The organism is Campylobacter sp. RM9333, assembly GCF_020137705.1.
Classification (GTDB): Bacteria; Campylobacterota; Campylobacteria; order Campylobacterales; family Campylobacteraceae; genus Campylobacter_E.
Window position 1 is genome coordinate 1 of record NZ_JACGAY010000026.1, and the last position, 26914, is coordinate 26914.

Sequence of the window (26914 nt, forward strand, 5' to 3'; positions counted from 1 at the left end):
AATACTTTTAATGTGTTTTTATGAATATGAGTAATTATAGTGAAATTAAGCTAGGAAAACCTAGCTTAATTTTTTAATGTAGTTCTTTCCAGATTGCGTTTTTCCAAGCATAAGCTAATATTGCTAATAATGCAAAATAAGCCATTATTTTGTATCCTAAATCTTCGCGTTCAGCTTTTTTACTATCTCCAACGCTAGTTAAATAAGCAACAACATCATTTTGAGCTTGTTCGTTAAGTCCAACTCTAGGCATTGCAGTTCCTGGAAGTTGTTTTTGAGTATCGTTTATAAATTTATGTAAATACTCATCTCCTTTGGCACGAATTATTATTGATAAATCAGGTGGCGTTGAACCCATATAATCTTTTAAATCTCCGCCATTTACTTTAGCGATAAAACCATCATATTTAACATCATGACATCTTCCGCAAGCTTCTTCAAAGATAACTTTTTTGTTCTCAAAATTAATCTTTGCAACTTTTTCGCTATCGCTTAATTTACTTGCATTTATTTCATTAGCAATTTTTGCTTTTTTTGCTTCAAGAGCAGCTTTTCCGATACTATTTAAATATCCTACTATATTAGCAACTGATTGAGCATTTTCATCACTTATACTGCCATCATCTTCTAAAAATGCTGTCATCATAGGATGTGGATTTTCATCATTATATTTTTTGTTATTTTTCATAGCAAGTGCAGGATTAAGAGAAATTGCCATTAAGAATTTACTATCATAAATAGCTCCTGCTGTGCTTAAATCAGGATAAATAATACCTTGAGCGCTAATTCCATCATCAGCAGCTACTAATTCATCAAATTCAACTCTATGACAGCTAGCACAATTAGCTTCAAAATCAGCCTTTCCAGCTTCAACATCAGTTTTTAAACTAGCTATTTTATCAACATTAGCCCAAAGTTTTTTAGTATCTTCTAATTTTTTTGTAGCAAAATCAATATCATCTTTTTTACCACTTTCATTAGCTTTTTTTAATTCAACTTCAGCTTGAGCTATATCGCCTGCTTTAAAATCAAAATTAACTTCGCTAGTATGTTCGTGCATTTGTGAATGAGCGTAAGGCTCAACTCCCCAATAAACAATACCTGTGAATACAACTAATATTGCAAATATTTTTAACTCTTTCATTACTTAGCCTTTCTTTCCATAAGAGTAATTACTGGTAAAACTACTATTAATAATGCTAAAAATGTAACAGAAGCAATAGTTGCTATTGTATTATTAATTCCAACAGGAGGTAATTTACCATAAATAGTAAGAACAATCATATCAATTACTAATAGCCAAAACCATACAAAAAATGCTCCACGCTTATGTGCAGGCGCTACTACATTTGAGCGGTCTAGGAATGGTAATACAAAGAAAATTACTTGAGCTATACCAAAGCAAGCAAGACCAACTTCATAAGAAAATCCTCTTAAGATTTCATAACTCCATAAGAAATACCATTCAGGATAAATATGTGGTGGAGTTTTAAGTGCATTTGCTGGTTCAAAGTTAATTGGATCCATAGCAAAATCATAGTGAAAGCATACTAGATAAAAATAGAAAATCATAAATAAGCAAACATAAAAAATATCTTTACATAAGAAATCAGGCCAAAACGATATAACTTTAGCTTCTTTTTTCTTGCCAGCTAAATATTTTTCAGCTTCTAAATCAAAATCAATTTCTTCAGCAATTTCGTTATTTACATGTGGAAATCTTAAAGCATAAAAGTGAATTGCAACAAATGCAATAACAACTATTGGTAATAAGCAAACATGTAGCATAAAAAATCTATTTAATGTAGCATCTCCAACAGCGTAATCACCTCTAATCCATTCAACTAATTCAGGTCCTATGAAAGGAATACCACCAAAAAGATTAGTAATAACCATAGCAGCCCAATAGCTCATTTGTCCCCAAGGTAGCATATAACCACTAAATGCTTCAGCAGAGAATAATACGAATAATACCATACCGCTTATCCAAATGATTTCACGACCTTTTTTATAAGAGCCATAATAAATACCTGTTAATAAGTGTATATACATTACTAAAAATACTACTGACGCAGCAACCCCGTGCATATGTCTCCATAGCCAACCATATTCAACTTCTTGCATAATAGTTTTATTTACACTATCAAAAGCAAGTGCAACATCAGATTTATAATACATTACAAGTAAAAGTCCTGTAATAAATAGTATTGCAAACATAGTAAGTAAAATTACTCCCATTGCCCATAAAAAGTTAATTTTCTTAGGAATCCAGTATTGTGTCATCATAACTTGCATAAATTTTTTGATAGCAAGTCTTTGATCTAGCCAATCAACAATTCCATTTGATTTTTCAAAATGTGCCATGATTAAGCCTTTCCTACATTTTTCATAATTTCTTCATACTCTTTGCCAATTTCTCCTAAAACTAATTTAGTTCCATCAATTGAAAAAGGTGGAATTTCAAGTGGTTTAGGAGGTGGTCCTGACATATTTTTTCCGCTTACATTAAATTTTCCACCATGACAGGCACAAACAAATTCTTTATCAGCTGAATGATATGCTGGAATACAACCTAAATGAGTGCATAGTCCAATTACTACCGTATATCTTGCATCTCCTGCTATTATATCTGTATTGCTTTGTTCCATATCACTTGATTTTTTTAGAATGAATATTGGTTTTTTTCTCCATTCAACAGTTCTTAGCTCTCCATCAGCTAAAGGCGATAAATCAACGGTTGTAAAACCTGCTGCTTTTACACTAGGAAGTGGATCCCAAGTTTTTTTCATACCCACTAGTGTAAAAACACCACCAACAGCCGCAGCAGCGCCTAATGTAAAGCCCATAAAGCTTCTTCTACTAGCCATACTTATCCTTTCATAAAATTTGAAAATAAATAGCTAGTTTAGTGAAAATTGGGTAAATATTACAAGAGTATATTATTATTAATAGTTTTGGAATATTATTTGCTATGGGATTTTTGCATTTTAATTTAAGGAGAGAAAATGGAATTTTATAAATCTAAACCATTGATTGTAAGTGCCTTAGCCGGTAGAGATTTAAGAAATAAATTAATTAGCTCAAACATAGCTAATATTGATACTCCTTTTTATAAATCAAGAGATATTGATTTTGAAACAGCCTTAAACGAAAATGCAAATAAACTTTACAAAACTACACAAAATGCACAAATTGCAGCTACAAATTTTATGCATTTTGGAAAAGGTATGAGTAATAAACTAGCAGTTACTAATGAAAGGCATTTACAACCATTAGAATTTGAAAATAGCGAAAATGGAACTATTTTTGCTAGAGATGGACATTTGCAAAGAAATGATGCAAATACCGTTGATTTAGATGTAGAAACAAGTGAATTAAGCAAAAACGCAATTATGATTAGTGCGCTTGATTCTGTGCTAAAAAAACAAAGTGAAGTTGTAAGAACTATAATTGAGAGTAGTTCTAAATTAAGTTAAGGGATAATTTATGGCATTTTTAAGCGATTTTGATATTAGTGGATATGGACTAAGCGCTCAAAGATTTAGAATGAATTTAATTAGCTCAAATATAGCTAATGCAAATACTACTAGAACAAATGAAGGTGGTCCTTATAGAAGGCAAGATGTAGTATTTAAAGCCGTTAATTTTGATGATGTTTTAAATGAAGAAATTAATTCTAAAAATAGTTTTTTTGAGTATGAAAATCCTTTAAATGACCCTGTAAATTTTCCTGAAGCAAAGCCTGCTGTTATGGGTGTAGTAGTAGATAAAGTAGTAAGAGATGATAAGGATTTTATATTAAAATACGAGCCAAATCATCCCGATGCAAATGCTAAAGGATATGTAGCATATCCTAATATAAATCCTGTTGTAGAAATGAGTAATTTAATTGAGGCAACAAGGGCTTATCAAGCAAATGTGGCAGCATTTACAAGTGCTAAAACAATAGCTCAAAGTGCTATTGATTTATTAAGATAGGAATTTAAAATATGAATAATATTAAAATCAATCCAAGTTTGATTCAAAGTATTGAAAATACCAAATCAAATTCTAATAAAGTTGATAATGGTTTTTCATTTGCAGATGCTTTAAAACAAGAATTAGAAGAGCTAAATAAAGAACAAATTGTATCAGATAAAGCTATGGCTGATGTAGCTACTGGAAATGTGAAAGATTTACATCAAGCAGCTATTGCTATTAACAAGGCTGAAACAAGTATGAAATTTATGTTAGAAGTTAGAAATAAAGCTATTAACGCATACAAAGAGATAAGTAGAACTCAAATATAAAAAATGCAAACACCTTACGAGCCTAGTAAAAAGACTTTTATAGTATTGTTTTTTTTGTTGCTCGCTTCTTTTTTTATTATTTTTTCTTTTGTTAGAAGCAAAACTAATGAAAGGAATGTAGGTAGTATTGAAAGAGGTGAGCGAGTAGGTGCTTTAAATGGAGATATTATTAGTGCTGATGGATATACATTAGTAACTAGTAGAAGAATTTATAGAGCTGAAATTGATATTAGAAGTATTAATTTAGATAAATTAGATTATTTTTTAAAATTATTTCAGATTTATGCCTTTATTGATGATAAAGAAATGAAAGATATTAAAGCAAGATTATTAAAAGCTTTAAAGCAAAAAAAAGTTTATAATTTTGTTTTATCAAAAGAAATTGATTCAAAAGCCGCAAGTTATTTACAAGAATTATCTAAAAAACTTTATGTTTCAGGATTTTTTAAATCCTTTAAAAATGCAAATGGAAAAGTAAGCACAAGAAGACTTGAGATAATTGAACATAAAGAAGAAAGAGTTTTTTCTAAAGGAGATATTTTAACCCCAATTCTTGGTTATTCTCAATTAAGTTTAGAAGATGGGATATATTCAAATATTCCAAAAAAAGGTTTGGAAAAATATTATGAGCAGTATTTAAGCCCTAAAAGTGATTATAAAATAACAGGTAGTAAGGATATTGGTGGAAATATAATTATAAATTCTGATAGCTTTTTAAGTGATAGAGTTAATGGTAGTAATGTATATTTAAATGTAAATTTAAAGCTTCAAAAAGGATTAGAAAATATAGCAAGTGTTGCTAGAAAAAATTTTGGTGCTAAGCAAGTAATAATAGGCATTTTAGATAGCAAAGACGCAAGTGTAATTGCACTAGCAACTAGCAAAAGGTATGACCCATATCATAGAAAAAGTGATTTATCGTATCTAAATACCGACGCTGTAGAATTTGAATACGAACCAGGCTCGGTAATTAAACCAATTGCTTTTGCTAATTTATTAAAACTAAATCGCATAACCCCTTTTGAATGGGTAAAGACTTATGGCGGAAGAATGAAGCTTGATAAGTTTTACATAACAGATACACATCCTATGGATAGTATGATTGCTGAAGATATTATAGTTCATTCATCAAATATAGGAATGGTTCAAATTTCTAATAAAGAAAATGTAAAAGAATTAATTAATGGTTATTTGGAATTTAATTTAGGAAATTTAACTGGTATTGATTTGCCTTATGAAAAAGCAGGTTTTATAAAAGATGCTAAAAAAACTTATGAAGTAGAAAAAAATACTATGGCTTATGGATATGGTTTTAGAACCACTTTTATACAACTTTTAGCAGCTTATAATGTATTTAATAATCGTGGAATTTGGATTAGTCCTAAAATTGCTAAATATTATAATGAAGATAAGGAATTAAAAGAAATATATACTAAAACAGAAAAAGAAGTCTTGCCACTTGAAATTGCAAAGCAGATGAATAGGATATTAATAAAAACTGCAAATCAAAAATCTTTAGCAAAATATTGGCCTTTAGGAATTAGTGTAGGTGGTAAAACAGGAACGGCAAGAATTAGCGTTAGTGGAAAATATGAAAGAGAATATAATGCAAATTTCTTCGGTTTTGCAAATGATGAAAACAATAGATACACAATTGGTGTTTTAGTAATGAGTCCTGATAAAGATAAAGAAGGATATTATGCAGCTCAAACAGCTTTACCTGTTGCAGCACTTGCTATTAATCAATTAATAGAAGATGGTTTTTTAAAGCCAAGTTATAATAGAATTGATTAATATTTATTTTATAAAATGCCCCTAAAAACGGATAAATAATGCAAAATATTAAAAATCAAATGATTTCATTTGCTAATGAAATATTAAAAAATTTTAATGGTGCTGTTTTAGGGCTTAGTGGTGGGCTTGATAGTGCTATTGTATTAAGAATATTAAGCGAGTGCGAAAAAAAGCCACATTGCCTTATAATGCCTACTAATATTTCAAATAAAACAAATCTTGATGACGCTATTAATTTAGCAAATAAATATGCTTTAAAATATGAAATTATAAATATTCAAAACATTTTAGATGAATTTATTAAAGCAAGTGGTTCTAATGACAAGGTATTAATAGGAAATTTTGCAGCTAGGATTAGAATGACTTTATTATATGATTATTCAGCTAAGCATAATTTATTAGTAGCAGGGACAAGCAATAAGAGTGAATTAATGTTAGGATATGGCACTATTTGGGGAGATTTAGCCTGTGCTTTTAATATTTTAGGTGATTTTTACAAGAGTGAATTATTTGAGTTTGCTAAATTTTTAGAACTACCTAATAATATAATTAGTAAAAAACCAAGCGCAGACCTTTATGAAGGTCAAGATGATGAGAGCGATATTGGTTTTACTTATACAGAAATTGATAAGTTTTTAAAAAATTATGAAAAAAATATAATTGATAATAATTATATAAAACTATTAGATAGAATAAATAAAAATAAGTTCAAAAGAGAAAATATAAAAATATTTAAAAGGTCATAAATATGAAAGAAATTTCTTGTTTTTTAAATGTAATTACAGAAGATGATAAAGAGTTTTTAATTAAATCATTAGATAATGATATAAATAGTATTAAATTATTAGAAGATAGTTTAAGTGAAATTTATAAAGGTTCTCGTATAGTTTTAACCAATAATCACACAGCAGCACACCATTTGGCTTTAAGTGCGATTGATTTAAAGCGTGGAGATAAGGTAATTTGCTCTGTAAATTCATTTCCAACAATTGCTCAAAGTATTAGATATTTTGATGCTGAACCTATTTTTGTAGATGTTGAGCTTGATAGTTTTAATATTGATATAAAGAGTTTAGAAGAAGCACTAATTAAACATAATCACAAGAAATTAAGAGCAGTTTTTGTAAATCATACCGCAGGACTTGCAGCAAAACTTGATGAAATTAGAGCTTTATGTGAAAAATACAATGTATCTGTAATAAATGATTGTGGTTTTGCACTTGGTATGGAGTATAAAGGCGAATTAGTAGGAACTAAGGATTTAATATCTTCTTTTGGGTTTAATGCTATGAGAAAAGACCCTGTGTTTGCAGGCGGATTTTTAGTAATTAATGATGAAAAAGTTTATGAAAGAGCAAAATTATTAAACTCAAATGGAATTTCATCAAATGCTTGGGGAGATGATGGCAATCTTGGATATTTTTATGATGTAACAGATATTGGACATGAGTATGAAATCACTAAAGTATGTGCGTCTTTAGCTTTATCTAAAGTAAAAAATTATAAATATTACTTAAAAAGAAGAAGAGAAATAGCAAATATTTATAATGAAGAGCTAAAAGGTTTAAAACATATTAAATTGCCTACAACAACCCCAGAACACACATTTTTAAGATACATAATAAAGGTTGATAAAAATAGAGATAATTTTGCTAAAAAACTAAAAGAAATGGGGATAAATACAGGAATTCATTTCATACCTTTAAATTTCTTAAGCTACTATAAACAAAAATATAATCTAAAAATCAATGATTTTCCAAATGCTTTAGCAAACTATGCTCAGATTTTATCAATACCAATTCACATAAATCTTAGCGATGAAGATGTAAAAAGAGTTTGTGATGCTATAAAAACTCTTGATTCAAGCTGGATTTAATGGGTTTTATTGATAGATATTTTTTTAATCCTAATTTATGGCAAAAGATTTTAATTTTCACTCTTTTGCCGTTTTCTTATATATATTCTTTTATTGCTAGTAAAAACTTTAAATCTACAAAGAAAAATGATTTTAAAATTCCAATAATTAGCGTAGGAAATATCAGTGTAGGCGGTAATGGTAAAACCCCATTTTGCAAGGCTTTAAGCGATATGCTTTATTCTATTTATAACGATGATATTTTTATTATTCTTCGTGGTTATAAACGCAAAAGCAAAGGTTTGCTTGTAGTAAAATTGCATAATCAAATTCTAAGCGATTATTTAAACGCAGGTGATGAAGCATTAGAACACGCTTTATTTACAAAAGCAAATGTAATTGTTAGTGAAGATAGAATTAAAGGTATTCAAAAAGCACTGGATTTAGGTGCAAAATGCGTTATTTTAGATGATGCTTTTTCTAAGACAAATATAAAAAAATTTGATATTTTATTAAACTCAAATATAAAATATAAATATAATTTTACCCTTCCAAGTGGAGCTTATAGACTTCCTAAAAGTTATGAAAAATTTGCAGATTTTAATGCTTATCAAGATTTACATTTTAAAAGGACTTCTTTTATTCAAGACATTAAAGAAGATATGATTTTAATATCAGCTATTGCAAAGCCTTTTAGATTATTGCAATATAAAGATTTAGTAAAAGCTTATTATTTTTATAACGACCATTCAAGCTTTAATAAAGAAGAGCTAATAAATCTTATGCAAAAGCACAATGCAAAATATATTTTGCTAACTAAAAAAGATTATGTAAAAATAAAAGATTTTAATTTAGAAACTATATTAATTGATGAAGAATTAATAATTTTTGATGAGTTAAAAACAGCTATATTTAATTATTTAAAGGAATTTAATGTATCTTATAAAGACAACTAGCAATGATTTAGAATTGCTTAAAAAAATTGCAAATAAAATAATCAAAAAAGAGCTTAGCAAGTGTATTCATATTGCTAAAATTACAAGTATTTATAAATGGGACGGAAAAATTATTAACGATGATGAGTTTAGTTTAGAAATAAAATCAAAAAATATAAAAAAGGTTTATAAAATAATCAAAAAACACCATAATTACGAATGTTTTGAGTTTGTGTATTATAAATTTAAAGCAAAAGATAAGTATTTAGAATTTTTAAAGGAGAAATAATGATATTTTATTCAAGTAGAGATGAAAATATTACAAGTGATTTTGCAAATGCACTTAAAAATCCACTCTCAAGCGATGGGGGATTGTTTTGCCCTAGTAAATTGCAAGTATTTAATAAAGATGAATTAAAAGGTTTGGGTTATAAAGAATTTGCTAAAAAGATTTTTTCAAGTTTGAGTGATGATTTGAGTAATTTTGAAAAGAGTTTAGATGAATATTTAGATTTTGATACTAAAGAGCCTTTTGTTATCAAAAAACTTGATAGTAAAACTGATATATGTGAATTATTTCACGGAAAAACTAGAGCTTTTAAGGACTTAGCATTAGCACCACTTGCAAGACTTATGGATAATGATAAACATTTAATTATCTGTGCTACTAGCGGAGATACAGGCCCAGCAACTCTTAGTGCATTTAGTAAAAACAAAAGCTCAAAAGTAGTTTGTATTTTCCCAAAAGGAAAAACAAGTGCTGTTCAAGAGCGTCAAATGGCTAATGTAGATTATGGTAATTCTTTAGTATTAGCAATTGATGGTAATTTTGATGATGCTCAAAGCACATTAAAAAATCTATTAAATGATAAAGAATTTAAAGAAATTGTAAAAAATCAAGGCTTAAATCTAAGTGCTGCAAATTCACTTAATTTCGGAAGAATTACTTATCAATTGCTATATCATTATTATCTTAGTCTTCAATACAAAAACCCAATAAATGTGATAATTCCTAGTGGGAATTTCGGTAATGCACTTGCTTGTTTTTATGCTAAGCAAATGGGTGCAAATATAGATAAAATCAAAATCGTAAGCAATGAAAATACAATTCTTTATGATTTCTTTACTACAGGTGAATATGATTTAAGAAATCGTGAGTTTAAATGCACTTATTCTCCTGCTATGGATATTTTAAAATCATCAAATCTTGAACGCTTAATGTATTATTTCTTCGGAGCTAGTAGAACTAAACAATTATATTTAAGTCTTGAAAGTGATAAATATTTTAAAATTACTAAAGATGAACTTGCTAGATTAAAAGAACATTTTATAGCTTATAAATGCAGTGATACCGAAACTTTAGAAAATATTAAAGCTTATAAAAATTATTTATTAGACCCACATACAGCAACAGCGATTAATGCTCTTGATGATAGTTTTAATGTGATTTGTTCTACTGCTGAATGGACTAAATTTACCCCTAGTATTCAAAAAGCTTTAGGCATATTTAAAGATGAATTAAGCGGCATTAAAGATTTGGCTAAAAAGTATAATTATAAGCTTAATGATAGTCTTTTAAATGCTTTAAATTCAACTAATTATTATGCAAAAGATATAAAAGTAGATGAGATTAAAAAAACAATAATAGAATGGATAAAACAATGATTATAATTCCTGCTAGACTTAAATCAAGTCGTTTTAGTGAAAAGATTTTAGTGCCAATCAAAGGCATTCCTATGTGTATTTACACAGCTTTAAATGCTAGTAAGGCTGATAGGGTTGTGATTGCCACTGATAGTTCTAAGGTATTAGAATTAGCAAAAGAATATAATTTAACAGCTATTTTAACAAAGCAAACTCACGAAAGTGGGACTGAAAGATTAGCTGAATGCGTTGATATTTTAGGTCTTAATGATGATGAACTAATTATAAATCTTCAAGCAGATGAGCCTTTATTTGAGCTTAGCAATTTAATTAAGTTTAAAGAATTTTGCAATGAATTTAAGAATGAATTTTTTATGGCTAGTTGCTATACTATAAAAGATACTCCAAGTGATGAAAATATGGTAAAAGTAGTCCTTGATACTAAGCAAAATGCTATATATTTTTCAAGAGCACCAATTCCTTATGATAGAGATAAAAAGGGTGTAAAATACAATCATCATTTAGGCATATATGCTTATACAGCTAAGTCTTTAAAAGAATTTATAACTCTTAAATCAAGCTTAGAGCATATTGAAAAATTAGAGCAATTAAGAGCTATTGAAAATGGCAAAATAATTAAAATGTGCGAGATTAATACAAAGTCTTTTGGTATTGATACAAAGGCTGATTATGAAAGATTATTGCAGGTTTTAGAAAATGACAAATGAGCTAATTTTAGCCATTATTAGTATTGTTTTTTTTATAGTTTGCATTATTTTTTATATTCGTTATATAAATATTTTTAAGAGTGAAAGCTCGCTTAAAAACGAGTTTTTATCTCTTGCTAAAGATAAAGAATATTTGAGTGTTTTGAGTGAGAATTTAAAACAAGAATTAAATAGTTATAAAAATAATTTAGTGCAAATTGAAAATGAAAGAAATAATTTAAATATTCAAAACTCGGCTTTAAGCGAAAAAATAAATAATCTTGAAAATGATTATAAAGAATTAAAAAACGAGAATAATTTTATAAATGCTGAAATAGCAAACAAGCGTAATCAAAATGAAATTTTAAATACAGAACTTTCAAGGCTAAATGAAGAGCTTAAAAATACTAAAGAGCAATTTGAAAAAGAGTGCGAAAACTTAAAAAATACAAAAGATATTTTAGATAATTTATCTTCTAAATACCATTTAGAAAATGCTAAAAACGAAGCTTTAAACGAAAAAGTAAAATTGTATGAAAACAATTTAAAATCTTTAGAAGAAAAATATGAAAATACTTTAAAAACCTTAGAAAATAACCTAAAAGAGCAAAATGAAAAAAGCTCAAAATTAATTTATGAAGAAAACACAAAAGTATTATTAAATAATTCAAATGAGCTTTTAAACAAGATTTTTAGCCCTTTAAAAGAGCAAATTAGCGAATATGAAAAAGCTTTATTAAAGCAAAATACAAGCATAGAAAATAATATAAAAACAATGTTTGAAACAAGTCAGAATTTAGGCAAAAAGGCTGATGAGTTTGCTAATATTTTAAAAGGTGATAAAAAGGCTCGTGGGGATTTTGGCGAGATTATGCTTAAGCAGTGTTTATTATCTAGTGGGCTTATTGAAAACGAGCATTTTTTTATGCAAGAAAGCTTTAAAGATAGTGATAATAATACAAAAAGACCAGATGCGATTGTGTATTTTGAACCTAACAAATGCGTTATTATTGATTCTAAGTTTTCTTTACCAAGTAGTGATAATTTAGAAGTTTATAAAGATGAAATTGCAAATAATTTAAACGCTAGGATAAATGAACTTGCGAAAAAAGATTATGAATTAGCAGTTGATTTTGCAAATGAATATGTGATTTTATTTGTGCCTTATCAAAATATTTTAGATTTAGCCTTAGAAAGTGATTCGCAGATTTTTAAAAAAGCCGAAGCTAAAAAGATATTTTTAGTAAGTCCTACTACGCTTTTTATGGGACTTAAAATGATTTATTTTGGCTGGAAAAACTATGAAGTAAATCAAAATGCTTTAAAAGTCTTTAATGAATTTGGTAAATTTTATGATAAATACGCTAGTTTTTATGAAGATTATGAAAAATTAAAAAAACAATGCGAAAATGGTTTTTTAAAAATTGATACTCATTTATATGGTAAAGGTAGTATTAGCTCTCGTTTAGAAAATCTAAAAGCCTTAGGTATTAAAAACAAAAAAGAATTAAGCGAATTAGCAAAAGATTTAAAAGATAGTGAAATTACTAGATTGATTGATGAAAAATAATTAAAGTATTAATTATTTTTAAAAGTTTTATAGATTAAATAATAAATTATAAATCCTTTTAAAAGTTCTATTTTAAGGGGATTTTTTTAAAATTTTTGAATTGTTTTTTAAAAAAATTTGTTATTATTTATAAGCATACATTTAGGAGAGAAAATGATTTTTTTAATACCATTAATTATATTTATAGGAATACTTTTTGGGATTGATTACATATATTTTCAAGATGATGATAATAATGTAAAACAAGAAAAAGTTATAAAAAAACAAGAAGTAAGCAATGTAGATGAATATATCAAAAAGTATACAAAATGATAAAACAAGCTTTAATTGATACTTTTGCCGTTGCTGTTGCTTATATAGTAATTGGTATTGCATTTGGCATTCTTGCTTATTCAAATTCTTTTAGTTTTTTTGAAGTTTTTGTGGCTGCTGTTTTTGTTTTTTCTGCGTCATTGCAATTTTTATTATTATCTTTACTTAGCTCGGGTGCTAGTTTAGTAGAGATTTTAATAGCTTCAAGTTTGCTAAATCTTAGACATTTTTTCTATGTTTTAGGAGCTTTAAAATATTTTAGAGATTTAGGCTTTATAAAATACTATGCGATTTTTACTTTAACTGATGAGAGTTTTGCCTTGCTTAGTGCAAAAGATTATGATAAAAAAACTGCTGTATTAATTCTAACTTTTAATCATTTTTATTGGATTTTTGGTTGTATTGTAGGGTATTTTATAGCAAGTTTTGCTAAGGCTGATTATAGTGCTTTAGGATTTTCTTTAAATGCTTTATTTATAGTTTTAGCTTACGAACTTTACATAAAACATAAAGAAAATAAAGTATTTTTCATAGCCTTAACTCTTGGGCTTATAGGTTTATTTTTTATAGATAAACAATATATGATGTTAAGTTGTATTTTTTCAGGAATTTTTATATTGATTTTAGGAAAGAAATTATGTCTTATACGATGAGTGCTTTATTAATTGCTGGTTTTAGTGCTGTTGTTTTAAAGGCTTTAGCTTATATATTTTTTGGGACAAAAAAACCAAATGAGCTTTTAATGTATCTTGAAAAACATATGCCGCTTTTAATTATGGTTATTTTAGTTTGCTTTTTATATAAAGGATTAGATTATGAAAACCCACCTTATGCAAGTGATTATTTGGTGGCTGGGCTTGTTGCCTTAATCTCTCATATAATGTTTAAAAAAGGTTTTATTAGCATTATTTTAGCAACTTGTGTTTTTTATGTTTTACACGAAATTATTTTTTAGGAATTTAAATTGAGATATAGTGTTTTATTACTTGGTTTATTGTTTTTGAGTGCTTGTGGTGGTGGCGGTGCTGCTGCTAGTGTAGAGCCAAATAATTCAAATAATCAAAGCACAATTAATAAAGATTATACAAATTATTTGCCTACTGCTAATTTTAATTTAGAAGATAGTTTATACAATAGTAGTTATTTAAAATTCACACCGCAAAATTCTTCATCAAGCTATGTTACAAATATAGGCTTTAGCTCTAATTGGAATCAAGGTTTTTTAGGAACAGGAATAATCTTAGCTATCCTAGATACAGGGACAAGTGATTTAAGCAAATTAGCTTTTAATAATCATTATGAATATAAGGAAGTAGATAGAGCACATTGGAAATCACTAGATTATAGATTAAAAAATACTAATTTTACTGCTAACACTTACAAAAGCTCTGTTTTGATTAATGAAAAAACAAAAGCAAAAGCAACTCATGGAATGCTAGTAATGAATACAGCAAATCATTTAGCAAAGGATATAAGATTTGCTAATGTGCCTTTACCTTTACTTGATGCAGATGGAAATAAGTTAAGTTCAGGAGATGATATAAATCTTGCTGCTACAATTGATTATTTATCAAATAGCGGGGTAAGGTTTTTTAACCGCTCATTTGCAAGAACAAAAACAATTAATACTAGTGAAGATAATATCGGGGTATTTTATCCAGCGATTATGCAAAATAATGCTCTTGTAGTTAGTTCAGCGGGAAATGAGGAAACAACAGGAGATTTTTCAGCTCATGCTTTACCTATTAATAGCCCACTTAGAAAAGGTTGGATAATTGCACTTGGTTATTATGATGAAAAACCAAAAAAAGATTACAAAAATATTTATTATATTATGGATAATGGGGTTAAAAAATATGTATATTCTGCAGGAAATACTTGCAAAAAATACGGAATTGATGATTGTATAGCAGCTCCTTTTGTAATAAACGGCAATCCAGGAACTAGCTTTAGTGCCCCAGCTATTTTAACTCTTGGTGCTTTAATTTATGAAAAATATCCCTGGATGAGCAATGATAATATTAAAGAGAGTATTTTTACAACGGCTTATAAGGTTTATGGAGCAAATGAAAATGATATTAAAGCTCATTTCGGAGAAGGCATTATAAATCCAGCAAAAGCAATGAATGGAGTTGCAAGTTTAAGGCATGATTTTAATGCTAATGTGGATATAGATAATTTATATGTATTCTCAAATGATATTAGTGGTAATGCAGGGCTTATTAAAGATGGGATTGGAACTCTTGCTTTAAGTGGAAAAAATACTTTTACAGGAGATATAAGTATTAAAAAAGGTGTTTTGTGGCTTAGTAATTCAAATAAAGCTAGTATCACTAATAATTCTATATTAAGAATGAGTAATGCTAGTGCTGCAAATTTAACTAATAATGGAATTTTAGTTAATGAAGGAATGGAAGTTAATAATCTAAACTTAGCTAATACAAGCGTAGTTTATACAAATATAGGCGAAAAATTTAATGTAATTAATAAAGCTATACTTAATGGGGATTTAAATGTAGTTGGGGTTAAATACGGCTATACTTTAAATAAAGAAAGAGAAAATATCTTAACAGCAGGAAGTATTGAAGGTGAGTTTAAAAATATAAAACCAAATTCTACATTTTTAAAATTAAGCGAACCAATATATGATAAAAATAATTTAAGCATTAAGGTAGATAAAATTGATGATTTAAATACTTTACCTGAATTAAATGCTTATGCTAAGAAAAATTACACAAGTTTATTTTCAAAATTTGATAGATTACTTTATGAAACAAAAAAGCCTGATTTACCATTGGATAAGGCAAATTATAAAGAAGTGAATTTAAATGGTAATTTAAGTGAAAATGAGTTTTTAAAATACAATATGATTGCAAATGCGATAATAAATACAACAAAAGATGAATTAGCATCTACTACGAAATTGTTATTTGCAGAAGATATTTATACAAACTCAATTTTAAATATCGCAAGGATAAAATCACTAAATAAAATAAGTTTTGATAATTTTGGAGTAAGTTATAATTACAATAAAATTAGTGATTTAAAAGAAAGTTCAAGTGAATATAAAATAGCTAATAATTTTGATAATTTAGGTCTTGCTTTTGTTTATAATGACGCTAGGATTTATAATGATAATTTTAAAAACAATTCAAGAATTTTAGGCTTTTTAGCAGGTTATAAAATAGATTTAGATGATTATTATTCTAAGAATTTGATTTCGTATTTTGATATTAAAAATAATGCAAATAGATTTGATTTAAGCTCAAAATTTAAAAATAAAGCCTTTTTAATCTCAAGTGAATTAGGATTAAATAATAATATTAGTCCTTATATTAGATTAAATTATTTGAAGTATTTTCAAGATAGTTTTAGTGAAAATAGCGGTTTGTTAGACTTGTCGTTTAATAAATTTAATAAAGACTTTTATTATGCTAATTTAGGGATTAATTCTAATTTTGCTTTTAAAAAGCTAAATCTTAAAACTTATGCTGATTTAGAATATAATTTCAATAAAGATTATTATTTTTTAGCTAAATATGATTTTTCTGATGAATTAAAAATATCAAATGGCTTTTATAAACAATATTTATTTAATTTAGGCATTAATTTATCTTATCGTTTAAATTATAAAGTTAATTTTAATTTTGATTATAGCAATTCATTTTCTAAGAATTATTTTGCAAATAAATTTAATTTAGGATTTTTATATGAATTTTAAACTATCATTAATTGCTTCTATATTTTTATTAAGTGCTTGTGGTGGTGGAGGCGAAGCTAATACTCAAACTCCTAATATAAAATCTTCACAAAATACTTCTACTTCAAGACCATATAAACCTACAGCTAAAGTATCAACTAATGAGAATTTTCAAAACATAGTTGAAAATGCCAAAATAACTTCGGATTATTCTAATTTGCCTGTAATTAATATACCTAAAAAAACCAATATAGCCACTAAGTTAAACACTAAAACTGATACTGCTACTATTAGTGTTTTTGCTAAGCTTTATGATACAAATTTAGCTACTTTTCAGAGTGCAAATAATCCATCAAACTATTCAAACAAAGAAGTTTCAAGGTCAAATAACAATCAAACTAGCTATGGATTTAGTTCTAATTGGAATCAAGGCTTTTTAGGAAAAGGAATAATTATTGGGGTAAATGATTCGGGGACTGATGATTTAAAAAATGTCTTAGTAAATAAGTATTTTGATTATAAAAAGACAAATCAAACTAAATGGAATTCATTGGCAAATAGGATAGATGATGATAATTTTATAAGTAAAAACTATTCAAATTCTATTTTAAAAGATAGTAATAATAGCCCTATTTTACACGGCAAAAATGTAATGAATACTGCAAATACAATTGCAAGTGAGATTAAATTTGCAAATATAGTAAATCCAATAAATGACAATGAAAAGGGCGATAATATTAATTTAGCCGCTACAATTGATGCTTTATCAAATAGTGGAGTTAGGTTTTTTAATCAATCTTATGAATATAGTAATTTAGATTATTCAAGTCCAAATACAGGCATATTTTATACAGCAATTATGAAAAATAATGCTTTAGTTTTTAATGCAGCAGGTAATATTACTGATAATATTAATAAGTCTTTTACAACCCACGCAATCCCACTTGATAGTCCTTTAAGAAAAGGTTGGGTAATTGTTTTAGGATATAAAACCAATGCTGCAAGAGCAGATGAATATGGAAAGCATTTTTACATACAAGATAATGATGGAGCAATTAAAGAAGTTTTTCATCACGGAAATACTTGCAAGAAAAATGGTTGGGATGATTGTATTTCAGCTCCTTTTGAAATAAATGGAATTGAAGGCACAAGTTATAGCACCCCAATAACTGCTAGTGTGGCGGCTTTAATTTATGAAAAATACCCTTGGATGAGTAATGATAATATTAAAGAGAGTTTATTTACAACCGCATTTAAGGTTACAAGCACTACAAATAATGCTGATGATATTAAGGCTCGTTTTGGGGTAGGGATTTTAAATCCCACTCGTGCTATGAATGGGGTTGCTGAGTTTAGAAAAGACTTTTATGCTAATGTGGATTTAGATAATTTATATGTATTTTCAAATAATATTAAAGGTGATTTTGGTCTTATTAAAGATGGAATTGGGACTTTAGTATTAAGTGGGGATAATACTTTTAAAGGTAATAGCGAGATTAAAAACGGCACATTGTGGCTAACTGGCAAGAAAAATCAAGCACATTTTACAAATACAAATGGTGTTTTAAGAGTAAGCAATACAACTGCAAGTGGTATTACAAATAATAGTGTTTTAATAAACGAAGGTTTAACTTTAGGTAGCCTTGAATTAGGTGCAAATAGCAAGATTTATTCTAATTTAGGCGAGAGTTTTAGAGTTTTAGGTAATGCTAAATTAGACGGGGAATTTAATTTAGTAGGTGTTAAATCAGGTGCGAATATAACTCAAGGTCAAAATGTAGATATTCTAACGGCAAAAAGCATTGAAAATAGATTTAAATCGGTGCAATCATTAGTAACTTTTTTAGAAATTAATGAGCCAACTTATACTAATAATAAAGTAAGCGTTATGGTTAAAAGAATTGATTTAAATAAAATTAATAATTTAAATGATTTTGCAAGCAAAAATTATCAATTATTGTTTAATCAACTTGATAATTATTTAGAATACGAAGTTGGCAAAAGAGATAAAACAAGCGATGATTTAGCTTATAATAATATTAATTTAGATGGGCATTTAAGCGAAGCTGAATACAATTTAAGAAGAGCTGATTTGTTTTATGCTAGTATTTTAAACACTACCCAAGACGAATTAGCAAAAAATACAAATAAGCTTTTTGCTAATGATTTATACGATAATAGTTTAATGAATATTGCAAAGGTTAAAAGTATTCAAGCAAATGATTTAAAAGATGATTTTAATATAGAACAAAGCTATAAATATAATAAAATTAATTCTTTAAAAGAAAGCTCAAATGAGACTTTAATTAGCAATGCTTTAATAAAAGATGATTTTAAATTCGCTTTAGGTTTTGTTTATAATAATTCAAATATTTATAATGATGATTTTAAAAACAATGCAAGAACTCTTGGCTTAATTGCTAATGCGAATTTTAATTTAGATGATTTTTATATCAATAATAAATTAAGTTATATTAATACTTTAAATAAGACAGAAAGATTTGGCAATTATGCGAAATTTTATGATAATTCTTTAGCATATACTTTAAAATTTGCTTATAAATTGAATGATTTTTATCCTTTTGTCGCTTTAAATGGTATTTTTTATAAACAAAATTCTTTTAATGAATTAGGCAATGATTTTAGCGTAAGTGTTAATAACTTTAAAAAGTTTTTTACTTATTCAAATATAGGACTTGAGTATAAGAAAAATTTAAATTATTTAAACTTGTTAGCTAGTGTTGATTTAGAATATAATTTTTACAAACATTATTTATTAAAGGCAAAAAATATAAGCTATCAAAATAGCATTGATATTAGTAATGGTTTTTCAAAAAAACTATTAACTAATATTAATTTAGGTTTAGGTTATTCTTTTAACGATAGGCTTAATCTTGGGATAAATTATAAGTTAAATTATGCTAAAGATTATTTTGCTAATAAGTTTATGTTGGGTATTAATTATAATTTTTAAAGGAGCTTTAATGAGAGTTTTTAAGTTTGGCGATAATATAGATACAGATTTAATCATAGCCGCAAGATATTTAAATACAAGTGATGAAAAAGTATTGGCTAGTTATGTTATGGAAGATGCTAGGCCTGGATTTTTTAAAGAAATTAAAGAAAATGATTGCATAGTTGCAGGAGAGAATTTTGGCTGTGGTTCTAGTCGTGAGCACGCACCAATTGCTATTAAAGCTGCAAATATTAAATGTGTAATCGCAAAAACTTATGCGAGAATTTTTTATAGAAACGCATACAATACTGGACTTTTAATATTAGAGTGTAACGATACTGATAAAATTGCAGAAAATGATGAATTAGATATAGATATTACAAATGGAATTATTAAAAATATCACAAAAAACGAAAGCTATAAAATAAATCCAATCCCTGTATTTATGCAAGAATTATTAAATGCGGGTGGTTTGATTGAATACGCTAGTAAGGTTGCAAAATGAATAAAATTTGTGTAATTAAAGGCGATGGAATAGGCCCTGAAATAATTAATGAAGCTATAAGAGTTTTAAAAGTAGTTCGCCCTGATTTAGAATATACTGAATGTTTAATGGGTGGGGCTGCGATTGATGAGGTTGGAGTTCCTTTACCACAAGAAACTATTGATGTAGCATTAAATTCTAATGCAGTTTTATTTGGTGCAATTGGTGGAGAAAAATGGGATAAGCTAGAACGCCATTTAAGGCCTGAGAGTGGATTATTAGCACTTAGAAAAGCTTTAGGAGTATTTGCAAATCTTCGTCCTGCTTTTGTATATGATGGACTTGAAGAGCTTAGCACTATTAAAGCTAGTGTTGTAAAAGGCGTTGATTTACTTGTAGTAAGAGAATTAACGGGTGGAATTTATTTTGGACAACCTAGAGAAAAGCTAGAAGATAGAGCTTATAATACAATGGTCTATACTCGTGATGAGATAATTAGAATTGCAAAAATTGGTTTTGAAAGTGCAATGAAACGCCGCAAAAAATTATGTATGGTAGATAAGGCTAATGTGCTTGAAACTTCAGCTTTATGGAGAGAAGTTTGCGATGAGTTGGCTGTAAATTATCCTGAAGTTGAATTAAGCTATATGTATGTAGATAATGCTGCTATGCAACTTATTAAAAATCCAAAGCAATTTGATGTGATTTTAACAGAGAATTTATTTGGAGATATTTTAAGTGATGAAGCTAGTATGGTAGTTGGCTCAATCGGACTACTTGCAAGTGCTAGTATAGGTGGAAAAGTTGGACTTTATGAACCAATTCACGGAAGTGCTCCTGATATTGCTGGTCAAGGCATAGCAAATCCAATTGCTACAATTTTGAGTGCTGCTATGATGTTAAGATTTGCATTAAACGATGAAGTATCAGCATCAAAAATAGAAAACGCAGTAAAAAGAGTAATAAGCGAAGGCTATGGATGTGCTGATTTAGCTAATGCAAAAATTAAATTAAATACCCAAGAAATGGGCGAATTAGTAGCGAAGTATTGCTAATGCAAACAATTACCGCAGCAAAGATTTATGAAGAACAAGGGCTAAGAGAAGAAGCCCTTGAAATATATAAAAATATTTTAAAGCGTGATAAAAACAATCAAGCAGCTAAAGAAGGTATTTATAGATTAAGTGGTGCTAAGGTGCATAAACTTGAGCTTAATTTATTAATGTATGATTTTTTTATGAATGCTAAAAGCGAACAAGAATATAATGAGTTTAAAAGGTGGCTAATAAATATATGAATAATGAAGAATTATCACAAATGATTGATAGATTATCTCAAGTAGCAGCAGAAGAGATTAAAAAAGAATATGAAAAAACTGAAGAAGAGCAAATAAATGAAGTAAAAGCAGTAAATGAAATCAGTAGCGAAGAAGAGATAATAGCTAAGATTGAAGATATTCAAAGAGCTAAAGAAACTACTAGCACAGCTATGCTATCAACTTATGAAAAGCAATATTTATTGAAAATTAAAGAAAGAATTTTAGTTCTTTTTGAAGCCTTAAACACCAAGCAAAATGAAGAAGATTTACAAAAAAGATTAGAAATAACAATATCTTTTATTGAATTTTTACTAGCAAGTATTGAAGAGCGTTTAAAAAATTAATGCTTCCTTGGGATGATGAGACTTTTTTAACAATACAATCAATTTTATCAAAATACACAAAAAGAGCTTATTTTGTGGGTGGTTGTGTTAGAGATATTTATCTATACAATAATACAAATGATTATGATATAGAGATTTATGATGTAAGTCCTAGTAAAATGGAGCAGATTGCTAAAGAATTAAACGCTTTAGGTGTAGGCAAAAGTTTTTTTGTATATAAAAAAGCAAATTATGATTTAGCACTTGCAAGAACAGAGAAAAAAACAGGCGATTTACATACTGATTTTCGTGTAAAAGTTGAAAAAAGCATATACAAAGGCTCGCTTAGAAGAGATTTTCGTATGAATACAATAATGATTAATATTTTTACACAAGAAATAATAGACTTACATAAAGGCATTCAAGATTGTAAAAAAAAGCTAATTAGAATAGTGAATTATTCTACATTTAAAGAAGATTCGCTAAGGCTTTTAAGATTTATTCAATTCATTGCTAGATTTAAGCTAAAGACTAAGAAAAAGGATTTAAGGTATCTAAAAAAAATTGATATTTCAAACCTTAGCAAGGATAGAATTTATAATGAATTAATAAAATTATTTGAAGCAAAATACCCTGAAATTGGGCTTTATTATTTATATAAGCTAAATTTATTTGAAAAATGTTTCGGTTTTAGTGTTAGCAAATATGAATTTTTTGCTGTTTTAAAAAAGATTAAAGATAATAAGAATTTAGTTTGTAAGGAAAAAAGATTTGCTTTAATGTTTTTTTATTTTATTGATTATTTTAATATGTATTATCAATTTATGCCTTATAAAAAAATGCTTTTCTTTTTAACAAAAGAGCCAAATTTTAATGATTTAAATGACTATAATTTATGTAAAATTGCTATTAAAATGCCGCTTAGAGAGTGGCTTGGGCTAAATAAGGATATTGTAAAACGAGCTAAAGAATTAGGAATTTATAATGACAAAATAAAAGTCGTATATGAGAATATTAGCTCAAAAGAAGAAGCACTAATATGCGAAGAAAAAGCCATTAAGGAGTATATGAAAAATGTTTAATATAGTTTTAGTTGAGCCAAGAATTGCAGGAAATGTAGGGACAATAGGTAGAATGTGCTATAACTTAGGTTTTAAATTGCATCTTGTTGGACCTCATTTTTTGGATTTTTCAAACAAAAAGATTATGCACGCAGGTCTTGATTATTGGGATAAACTTGAGCCGATTTTTTGGGATAATGCAAAGGATTTTTTAGCTAATAATGATATTGCTAAAATGAAATTCGCTAGCACAAAATCAAAAAATCCTTATTTTAACGCTAGTTTTAATGAAGGAGATTTCATAGTGTTTGGAAGTGAGAGTTTTGGTTTGCCACAGCCTGAAATTAAAGAGATTTTAAGTAATGAAAATACCTTTTTAATACCTATGAAAAGCTATGGCAGGTCGCTTAATCTAGCTCAAAGCGTTGCGTTTTTAAGCTCGGAAGCCTTAAGGCAGAATTTTAAAAATTTTAGTATTTAGTATTTATCTAGTTACTACTAACTAGATAAATTATTTTTTCTAAACAAAAGCAAAGAATTAAACACCACAACAAGCGATGAAATACTCATAAGCATAGCACAAAGTGCAGGATTTAAATGCAAATTAATCTCGCTAAAAACCCCACAAGCTAGAGCAATTCCTATGAAATTATAAAAAAACGATATGAATAAATTTTGCTTAATCTTACTATAAGCTTTATCAAAAATCTCAAAAAGTTTTATGATTTTAATCAAATCATTTTTTAGCAATATCGCATCGGCTTTATTTTTAGCAATTGCATTTGCGTTGCTAAATGATATACCAAAATTAGCCGTTCTTAATGCCTTAATATCATTAGCCCCATCCCCAATAAATACGCTTTTTGCGTTTAAATTCTTTATTATCGCAGCTTTATTTTCAGGTGTAACTCTAAAATAATATTCGCTAATTTCTAGTTTGTTTGCTAGATTTTCTACTCTTTCTTTACTATCTCCGCTAATTATTATTATTCTTTTATTGAGTGATTTTAAAAAGCTAATTAATTCTTTTGCATTTTCGTTAATTTCGTTTTCTAAAGTAATTTTGCCTAAATATAAATCATTTTTATAGCATAAAAACTCATTTTCGCAAGGTTTTATTTCTACTTTTAAATTCTCATCAGTATAAATTAAAGAATTATCCTTTAAAGCACAAGTTCCATTTAAATCTAAAAAATCAGTAAAATTATTCGTAATACTCTTAGCTATTGGGTGATTTTGAGTATTTTCAATACTTGCAATTAGCCTAAAATCAGCTTCACTTAAATCGTGTGATATTTTTTGCACGGAATTTGTAAGTGTGCCTGTTTTATCAAAAACAAAGCATTCTATATCTTGTATTGAGTTAATTAGCTCTGGATTTTTTAAAATTATTCCTTCTTTAAAGCATAAATTAATGCAAATTACTATTACCATAGGAATTGCAAGTCCTAAGGCACATGGACACGAGATTAACAACACACTACTAACATAAAAAAACACTTTAGAAGAATCTATAAAATACCAAGCAAGTCCTGTAATGCTAGCAATTATACAAATTATTAATACAAAATATTTGCTAATCTTATCAACTAATTTAAAGGCTTTTAAATCCTTATTATTAGCTTTCATTGCTTCATCTTTAAGCTTTTCAAGTGAGCTTTCATAATAAGTGCTAGTTGCTTTTATCTTTAATAATTCGCCCTTATTAATGCTACCTGCATAGACTAATTCTCCTATTTTTTTGCTTAGACTAAAGCTTTCTCCACTAATAACGCTCTCATCAATTAAGGCTTCATTTAGACATATTCCATCTACTAAGATTTCTTCGCCGTTTTTAATAAGTAGCTCATCATCTTTATTTATTTGATTTGCTTTTATTATTTTATTGTTTGCTAGGGTTATTGTAGGGATTTTGCTTGGTGTGATTAAAGAATTTGCTTTAGCTTTTGCTTTATTTTCAATAAATTTTCCAAGCCTAATCACAAAGCAGACAAAAGTGCTTTCAAAAAAGAAATGATGATGAATACTAAAAAATGAATAAAAATAATTAATGCTAATTCCAAGCACTACAAGTAAATCCATTCCATAGCTTTTATGAAATATTACTCTTTTATAAAAATCAAGCGAAAGTAAAATAGCCAAACTTGCAAAAACACAAGAGAATAAAAAGCTAAAATCAATAAAAGTTAAAACACTAAAAATCGCTAAAAAAATTAGCCTAATGCCTTCGTAAGTTTTTTTTGCATTTATTTTTTCTAAGCTTACTTCAAAGCCTAGTTTTTTGATAGCAAAAATTAGCTTTTCACTATCAAAATCATCATTTACACTAAATTCTCCAAATTTATTGATAAAATCAACCCTTGCATCTATTACGCCTAATTTTAAGGCTTCTTGTTTGATTGAATTAGCACAATTTACACAATGCATTCCATTAATAAAAAGCCTTATATTTTTCATACTAATTTACCTAATCTAAATCCTAATTCTAAAAGCTCATCTTCAAATTCTTCTTTATTCGCATTTATAAAAATATATTTTAAATCATCACTAAAATTAATTGCCCCAAAATCTTCTTCTAAAGCATTTTTTATCTTATTTACACAATGATTGCAATTTACATTAAAAATCTCATATTTTTTCATTTTATCTCCTTTAAAAAATGTAGCTTTCCCCATCATCTGGGATTAAAACTCTATCGCTTAAATTATTCTTATTTACAAATTCTTTTAAAGCTTTTCTAGTTAAAATACAATGATTAATAGCTTCTAAATGAACGGCTATTATCTTGCTAGTTGATATTTTAGCAATATTTTTAATATCGTTTTCATTCATAATAATACTATCATCAAATCCTAAAACCATAGCATTTCCAGCATTTACAATAACAATATCATAATTTTGTTTTAAAGTATTTTCAACATCTTTTGTTAAAACACTATCTCCTATTAAATAAACACTTTTACAATCTTTTGCACTAAAAATAACTCCCATAGTATCACCTAAAAGCCTTGCTAATTCTTCGTTTTTATATATTTCTTCGCTTCCGTGTTTTGCTTTAGTTTTTGTTAGTTTTACTCCTTGAAATTCTAAAGTATCGCTTAAAATCTCAAGATTTTTAAATCCTAAATCTTTAAAATAATTATAATCTTGATTATCTTGAACGAAAACTTTAATATTTTTATCTAATTTTTTACAGGTATACTCATCTATATGGTCTAAATGATTATGAGTAATTATTACAGCATTTACATCATTTATAACTTCTTCAAAACTAAATGGCAAATCCACTAAAGGATTTCTTAAATGTGAATTATAAGTATTTGCAAAACCTTCATAAGTGCCTTTTGGTGCTAACATAGGGTCTATTAAAAAACACACATTATTTATAGTGATTTTTACACAAGCACTTCTAATTAATTGAACTTTTGTATTCATAAAATCTCCTTAATTTAAATTAAAGGATAGATATTATCTTTTTTAAAAATAATTGTAAATTACTTACTTTTTCGTATGTATGATAAGCTTTTTTCATTTAAAGCATTAAATAATTTCTTTTCTTTTAAAACTTCAATGCCTATTTCTTGAAAAATAATAATTGCTTTTAACATTTGCTTTCCACGATTTGTTAAAAAATATTCTACTTTTAGCGGATAGCCATCATAAGTTATTTTATCTACTAAGCCATTTTCTCTTAATTGATTTAAGTGTTCAAGAAGCATTTTTTGACTAATTCCAATTATATCTTTTTGTAATTTTGATAAAGAAGAATTACCTAAACTTAATTGAAAAATGATTATGCTTTTCCATTTTCCATTTATCATATTTGCAGCTACTTGCAAAGGACAGGTTACATTATTCATATTTATTTGCATAAAAACTCCTTATACTTACAAATTCGTAAGTAATTTACATTTACTTAAATATGAATTATAATCATAAAAATTAAAAAGGATTAAAGTTATCCTA

General features: G+C 27.3%; 29 protein-coding genes. 22 read left to right on the forward strand and 7 right to left on the reverse strand.

What is annotated here, in order from left to right; all coding sequences use genetic code 11:
• Positions 1-73: 73 nt before the first annotated feature.
• From AVBRAN9333_RS08310 to AVBRAN9333_RS08320, 3 genes are read right to left on the reverse strand one after another with little or no spacing between them, the layout of a single operon-like run.
• Complete coding sequence (locus AVBRAN9333_RS08310) at positions 74-1144, reverse strand: c-type cytochrome (protein WP_336609797.1); 1071 nt, start codon at positions 1142-1144, stop codon at positions 74-76.
• Positions 1144-2364, reverse strand: a complete 1221-nt coding sequence (locus tag AVBRAN9333_RS08315; protein ID WP_336609798.1) for a cytochrome b — start codon at positions 2362-2364, stop codon at positions 1144-1146. Before AVBRAN9333_RS08315 ends, AVBRAN9333_RS08310 begins: the two co-directional genes overlap by 1 nt.
• A 2-nt stretch (positions 2365-2366) precedes the next feature.
• Entirely contained in the window at positions 2367-2867 is a 501-nt protein-coding gene (locus AVBRAN9333_RS08320; RefSeq protein ID WP_239803527.1) for a Rieske 2Fe-2S domain-containing protein, read from the reverse strand.
• A 138-nt stretch (positions 2868-3005) separates the two neighbouring features.
• Here AVBRAN9333_RS08320 and AVBRAN9333_RS08325 point away from each other — a divergent pair, with 138 nt between their 5' ends.
• The 22 genes from AVBRAN9333_RS08325 to AVBRAN9333_RS08430 all read left to right on the forward strand — a co-directional run bounded on the left by AVBRAN9333_RS08325 (position 3006) and on the right by AVBRAN9333_RS08430 (position 23429).
• Positions 3006-3476 (forward strand): flagellar basal body rod protein FlgB, encoded by a 471-nt coding sequence (locus AVBRAN9333_RS08325; protein WP_214117861.1) that lies wholly within the window; start codon positions 3006-3008, stop codon positions 3474-3476.
• Positions 3477-3486: 10 nt separating this feature from the next.
• Positions 3487-3978: a flagellar basal body rod protein FlgC gene (flgC, locus tag AVBRAN9333_RS08330; RefSeq protein WP_214117860.1), complete on the forward strand. Its 492-nt coding sequence runs from the start codon at positions 3487-3489 to the stop codon at positions 3976-3978.
• 11 nt (positions 3979-3989) lie between these two features.
• Positions 3990-4289, forward strand: a complete 300-nt coding sequence (gene fliE / locus AVBRAN9333_RS08335) for a flagellar hook-basal body complex protein FliE (protein WP_214117859.1) — start codon at positions 3990-3992, stop codon at positions 4287-4289.
• Positions 4290-4292: 3 nt separating this feature from the next.
• Positions 4293-6083, forward strand: a complete 1791-nt coding sequence (locus AVBRAN9333_RS08340) for a penicillin-binding transpeptidase domain-containing protein (RefSeq protein WP_336609799.1) — start codon at positions 4293-4295, stop codon at positions 6081-6083.
• 38 nt (positions 6084-6121) lie between these two features.
• Entirely contained in the window at positions 6122-6829 is a 708-nt protein-coding gene (nadE, locus tag AVBRAN9333_RS08345; protein WP_214117857.1) for an NAD(+) synthase, read from the forward strand.
• 2 nt (positions 6830-6831) lie between these two features.
• Positions 6832-7959, forward strand: a complete 1128-nt coding sequence (locus tag AVBRAN9333_RS08350) for a DegT/DnrJ/EryC1/StrS family aminotransferase (protein ID WP_214117856.1) — start codon at positions 6832-6834, stop codon at positions 7957-7959.
• On the forward strand, positions 7959-8894 hold the full coding sequence (locus tag AVBRAN9333_RS08355; RefSeq protein ID WP_336608036.1) for a tetraacyldisaccharide 4'-kinase: 936 nt from the start codon (positions 7959-7961) through the stop codon (positions 8892-8894). The genes AVBRAN9333_RS08350 and AVBRAN9333_RS08355 overlap by 1 nt, the downstream gene beginning before the upstream one ends.
• Positions 8872-9162, forward strand: a complete 291-nt coding sequence (gene cutA, locus AVBRAN9333_RS08360; protein WP_214120292.1) for a divalent cation tolerance protein CutA — start codon at positions 8872-8874, stop codon at positions 9160-9162. Before AVBRAN9333_RS08355 ends, cutA begins: the two co-directional genes overlap by 23 nt.
• Positions 9162-10538, forward strand: coding sequence for a threonine synthase (gene thrC / locus AVBRAN9333_RS08365; protein WP_214117853.1), 1377 nt, complete (start codon positions 9162-9164; stop codon positions 10536-10538). Before cutA ends, thrC begins: the two co-directional genes overlap by 1 nt.
• Positions 10535-11245, forward strand: coding sequence for a 3-deoxy-manno-octulosonate cytidylyltransferase (gene kdsB, locus AVBRAN9333_RS08370; protein ID WP_214120293.1), 711 nt, complete (start codon positions 10535-10537; stop codon positions 11243-11245). Before thrC ends, kdsB begins: the two co-directional genes overlap by 4 nt.
• Positions 11235-12794, forward strand: coding sequence for a DNA recombination protein RmuC (rmuC, locus tag AVBRAN9333_RS08375; RefSeq protein ID WP_336609800.1), 1560 nt, complete (start codon positions 11235-11237; stop codon positions 12792-12794). Before kdsB ends, rmuC begins: the two co-directional genes overlap by 11 nt.
• Positions 12795-12947: 153 nt before the next feature.
• Positions 12948-13106 (forward strand): hypothetical protein, encoded by a 159-nt coding sequence (locus AVBRAN9333_RS08380; protein ID WP_214117850.1) that lies wholly within the window; start codon positions 12948-12950, stop codon positions 13104-13106.
• The gene (locus AVBRAN9333_RS08385; RefSeq protein ID WP_214120295.1) at positions 13103-13759 is read left to right on the forward strand and encodes an AzlC family ABC transporter permease; all 657 of its coding nucleotides are present in this window, start codon (positions 13103-13105) and stop codon (positions 13757-13759) included. The genes AVBRAN9333_RS08380 and AVBRAN9333_RS08385 overlap by 4 nt, the downstream gene beginning before the upstream one ends.
• Positions 13744-14061, forward strand: a complete 318-nt coding sequence (locus tag AVBRAN9333_RS08390; RefSeq protein WP_214117848.1) for an AzlD domain-containing protein — start codon at positions 13744-13746, stop codon at positions 14059-14061. The genes AVBRAN9333_RS08385 and AVBRAN9333_RS08390 overlap by 16 nt, the downstream gene beginning before the upstream one ends.
• A gap of 9 nt (positions 14062-14070) precedes the next feature.
• Positions 14071-16827, forward strand: coding sequence for a S8 family serine peptidase (locus AVBRAN9333_RS08395; protein WP_336609801.1), 2757 nt, complete (start codon positions 14071-14073; stop codon positions 16825-16827).
• On the forward strand, positions 16817-19780 hold the full coding sequence (locus AVBRAN9333_RS08400; RefSeq protein ID WP_336609802.1) for a S8 family serine peptidase: 2964 nt from the start codon (positions 16817-16819) through the stop codon (positions 19778-19780). Before AVBRAN9333_RS08395 ends, AVBRAN9333_RS08400 begins: the two co-directional genes overlap by 11 nt.
• Before the next feature lie 10 nt (positions 19781-19790).
• Entirely contained in the window at positions 19791-20267 is a 477-nt protein-coding gene (locus AVBRAN9333_RS08405) for a 3-isopropylmalate dehydratase small subunit (RefSeq protein ID WP_214117845.1), read from the forward strand.
• Entirely contained in the window at positions 20264-21301 is a 1038-nt protein-coding gene (leuB, locus tag AVBRAN9333_RS08410; RefSeq protein WP_336607318.1) for a 3-isopropylmalate dehydrogenase, read from the forward strand. Before AVBRAN9333_RS08405 ends, leuB begins: the two co-directional genes overlap by 4 nt.
• Entirely contained in the window at positions 21301-21543 is a 243-nt protein-coding gene (locus tag AVBRAN9333_RS08415) for a hypothetical protein (protein WP_214117843.1), read from the forward strand. Before leuB ends, AVBRAN9333_RS08415 begins: the two co-directional genes overlap by 1 nt.
• Positions 21540-21908 (forward strand): CiaD-like domain-containing protein, encoded by a 369-nt coding sequence (locus AVBRAN9333_RS08420; RefSeq protein ID WP_214117842.1) that lies wholly within the window; start codon positions 21540-21542, stop codon positions 21906-21908. Before AVBRAN9333_RS08415 ends, AVBRAN9333_RS08420 begins: the two co-directional genes overlap by 4 nt.
• Positions 21908-22969 (forward strand): CCA tRNA nucleotidyltransferase, encoded by a 1062-nt coding sequence (locus tag AVBRAN9333_RS08425; protein ID WP_336609803.1) that lies wholly within the window; start codon positions 21908-21910, stop codon positions 22967-22969. Before AVBRAN9333_RS08420 ends, AVBRAN9333_RS08425 begins: the two co-directional genes overlap by 1 nt.
• Positions 22962-23429 carry a tRNA (cytidine(34)-2'-O)-methyltransferase gene (locus AVBRAN9333_RS08430; protein WP_214117840.1) on the forward strand — a complete coding sequence of 156 codons (468 nt, stop codon included), beginning with the start codon at positions 22962-22964 and terminating at the stop codon, positions 23427-23429. The genes AVBRAN9333_RS08425 and AVBRAN9333_RS08430 overlap by 8 nt, the downstream gene beginning before the upstream one ends.
• A gap of 17 nt (positions 23430-23446) precedes the next feature.
• Here the strand turns inward: AVBRAN9333_RS08430 and AVBRAN9333_RS08435 are convergent, their stop codons facing one another.
• From AVBRAN9333_RS08435 to AVBRAN9333_RS08450, 4 genes are read right to left on the reverse strand one after another with little or no spacing between them, the layout of a single operon-like run.
• Positions 23447-25405 (reverse strand): heavy metal translocating P-type ATPase, encoded by a 1959-nt coding sequence (locus AVBRAN9333_RS08435; protein ID WP_336609804.1) that lies wholly within the window; start codon positions 25403-25405, stop codon positions 23447-23449.
• Positions 25402-25590 (reverse strand): heavy metal transport/detoxification protein, encoded by a 189-nt coding sequence (locus AVBRAN9333_RS08440; RefSeq protein WP_214117838.1) that lies wholly within the window; start codon positions 25588-25590, stop codon positions 25402-25404. Before AVBRAN9333_RS08440 ends, AVBRAN9333_RS08435 begins: the two co-directional genes overlap by 4 nt.
• Before the next feature lie 10 nt (positions 25591-25600).
• Positions 25601-26383 (reverse strand): MBL fold metallo-hydrolase, encoded by a 783-nt coding sequence (locus AVBRAN9333_RS08445; protein ID WP_214117837.1) that lies wholly within the window; start codon positions 26381-26383, stop codon positions 25601-25603.
• Positions 26384-26442: 59 nt separating this feature from the next.
• Entirely contained in the window at positions 26443-26820 is a 378-nt protein-coding gene (locus AVBRAN9333_RS08450) for a winged helix-turn-helix transcriptional regulator (protein ID WP_250325158.1), read from the reverse strand.
• Positions 26821-26914 lie beyond the last annotated feature (94 nt).

Excerpts from the sequence above, each read along its gene's own strand:
- AVBRAN9333_RS08425 (WP_336609803.1), top strand. The coding sequence starts at position 21,908 with ATGCTTCCTTGGGATGATGAGACTTTTTTAACAATACAATCAATTTTA.
- AVBRAN9333_RS08415 (WP_214117843.1), top strand. The coding sequence starts at position 21,301 with ATGCAAACAATTACCGCAGCAAAGATTTATGAAGAACAAGGGCTAAGA.
- AVBRAN9333_RS08400 (WP_336609802.1), top strand. The coding sequence starts at position 16,817 with ATGAATTTTAAACTATCATTAATTGCTTCTATATTTTTATTAAGTGCT.
- AVBRAN9333_RS08320 (WP_239803527.1), bottom strand. The coding sequence starts at position 2,867 with ATGGCTAGTAGAAGAAGCTTTATGGGCTTTACATTAGGCGCTGCTGCG.
- AVBRAN9333_RS08325 (WP_214117861.1), top strand. The coding sequence starts at position 3,006 with ATGGAATTTTATAAATCTAAACCATTGATTGTAAGTGCCTTAGCCGGT.
- AVBRAN9333_RS08445 (WP_214117837.1), bottom strand. The coding sequence starts at position 26,383 with ATGAATACAAAAGTTCAATTAATTAGAAGTGCTTGTGTAAAAATCACT.
- flgC (WP_214117860.1), top strand. The coding sequence starts at position 3,487 with ATGGCATTTTTAAGCGATTTTGATATTAGTGGATATGGACTAAGCGCT.
- AVBRAN9333_RS08385 (WP_214120295.1), top strand. The coding sequence starts at position 13,103 with ATGATAAAACAAGCTTTAATTGATACTTTTGCCGTTGCTGTTGCTTAT.
- kdsB (WP_214120293.1), top strand. The coding sequence starts at position 10,535 with ATGATTATAATTCCTGCTAGACTTAAATCAAGTCGTTTTAGTGAAAAG.
- AVBRAN9333_RS08430 (WP_214117840.1), top strand. The coding sequence starts at position 22,962 with ATGTTTAATATAGTTTTAGTTGAGCCAAGAATTGCAGGAAATGTAGGG.
- AVBRAN9333_RS08355 (WP_336608036.1), top strand. The coding sequence starts at position 7,959 with ATGGGTTTTATTGATAGATATTTTTTTAATCCTAATTTATGGCAAAAG.
- fliE (WP_214117859.1), top strand. The coding sequence starts at position 3,990 with ATGAATAATATTAAAATCAATCCAAGTTTGATTCAAAGTATTGAAAAT.
- rmuC (WP_336609800.1), top strand. The coding sequence starts at position 11,235 with ATGACAAATGAGCTAATTTTAGCCATTATTAGTATTGTTTTTTTTATA.
- thrC (WP_214117853.1), top strand. The coding sequence starts at position 9,162 with ATGATATTTTATTCAAGTAGAGATGAAAATATTACAAGTGATTTTGCA.
- leuB (WP_336607318.1), top strand. The coding sequence starts at position 20,264 with ATGAATAAAATTTGTGTAATTAAAGGCGATGGAATAGGCCCTGAAATA.
- AVBRAN9333_RS08310 (WP_336609797.1), bottom strand. The coding sequence starts at position 1,144 with ATGAAAGAGTTAAAAATATTTGCAATATTAGTTGTATTCACAGGTATT.
- AVBRAN9333_RS08405 (WP_214117845.1), top strand. The coding sequence starts at position 19,791 with ATGAGAGTTTTTAAGTTTGGCGATAATATAGATACAGATTTAATCATA.
- cutA (WP_214120292.1), top strand. The coding sequence starts at position 8,872 with ATGTATCTTATAAAGACAACTAGCAATGATTTAGAATTGCTTAAAAAA.
- AVBRAN9333_RS08450 (WP_250325158.1), bottom strand. The coding sequence starts at position 26,820 with ATGCAAATAAATATGAATAATGTAACCTGTCCTTTGCAAGTAGCTGCA.
- AVBRAN9333_RS08340 (WP_336609799.1), top strand. The coding sequence starts at position 4,293 with ATGCAAACACCTTACGAGCCTAGTAAAAAGACTTTTATAGTATTGTTT.
- AVBRAN9333_RS08315 (WP_336609798.1), bottom strand. The coding sequence starts at position 2,364 with ATGGCACATTTTGAAAAATCAAATGGAATTGTTGATTGGCTAGATCAA.
- AVBRAN9333_RS08435 (WP_336609804.1), bottom strand. The coding sequence starts at position 25,405 with ATGAAAAATATAAGGCTTTTTATTAATGGAATGCATTGTGTAAATTGT.
- AVBRAN9333_RS08440 (WP_214117838.1), bottom strand. The coding sequence starts at position 25,590 with ATGAAAAAATATGAGATTTTTAATGTAAATTGCAATCATTGTGTAAAT.
- nadE (WP_214117857.1), top strand. The coding sequence starts at position 6,122 with ATGCAAAATATTAAAAATCAAATGATTTCATTTGCTAATGAAATATTA.
- AVBRAN9333_RS08420 (WP_214117842.1), top strand. The coding sequence starts at position 21,540 with ATGAATAATGAAGAATTATCACAAATGATTGATAGATTATCTCAAGTA.
- AVBRAN9333_RS08350 (WP_214117856.1), top strand. The coding sequence starts at position 6,832 with ATGAAAGAAATTTCTTGTTTTTTAAATGTAATTACAGAAGATGATAAA.
- AVBRAN9333_RS08390 (WP_214117848.1), top strand. The coding sequence starts at position 13,744 with ATGTCTTATACGATGAGTGCTTTATTAATTGCTGGTTTTAGTGCTGTT.
- AVBRAN9333_RS08380 (WP_214117850.1), top strand. The coding sequence starts at position 12,948 with ATGATTTTTTTAATACCATTAATTATATTTATAGGAATACTTTTTGGG.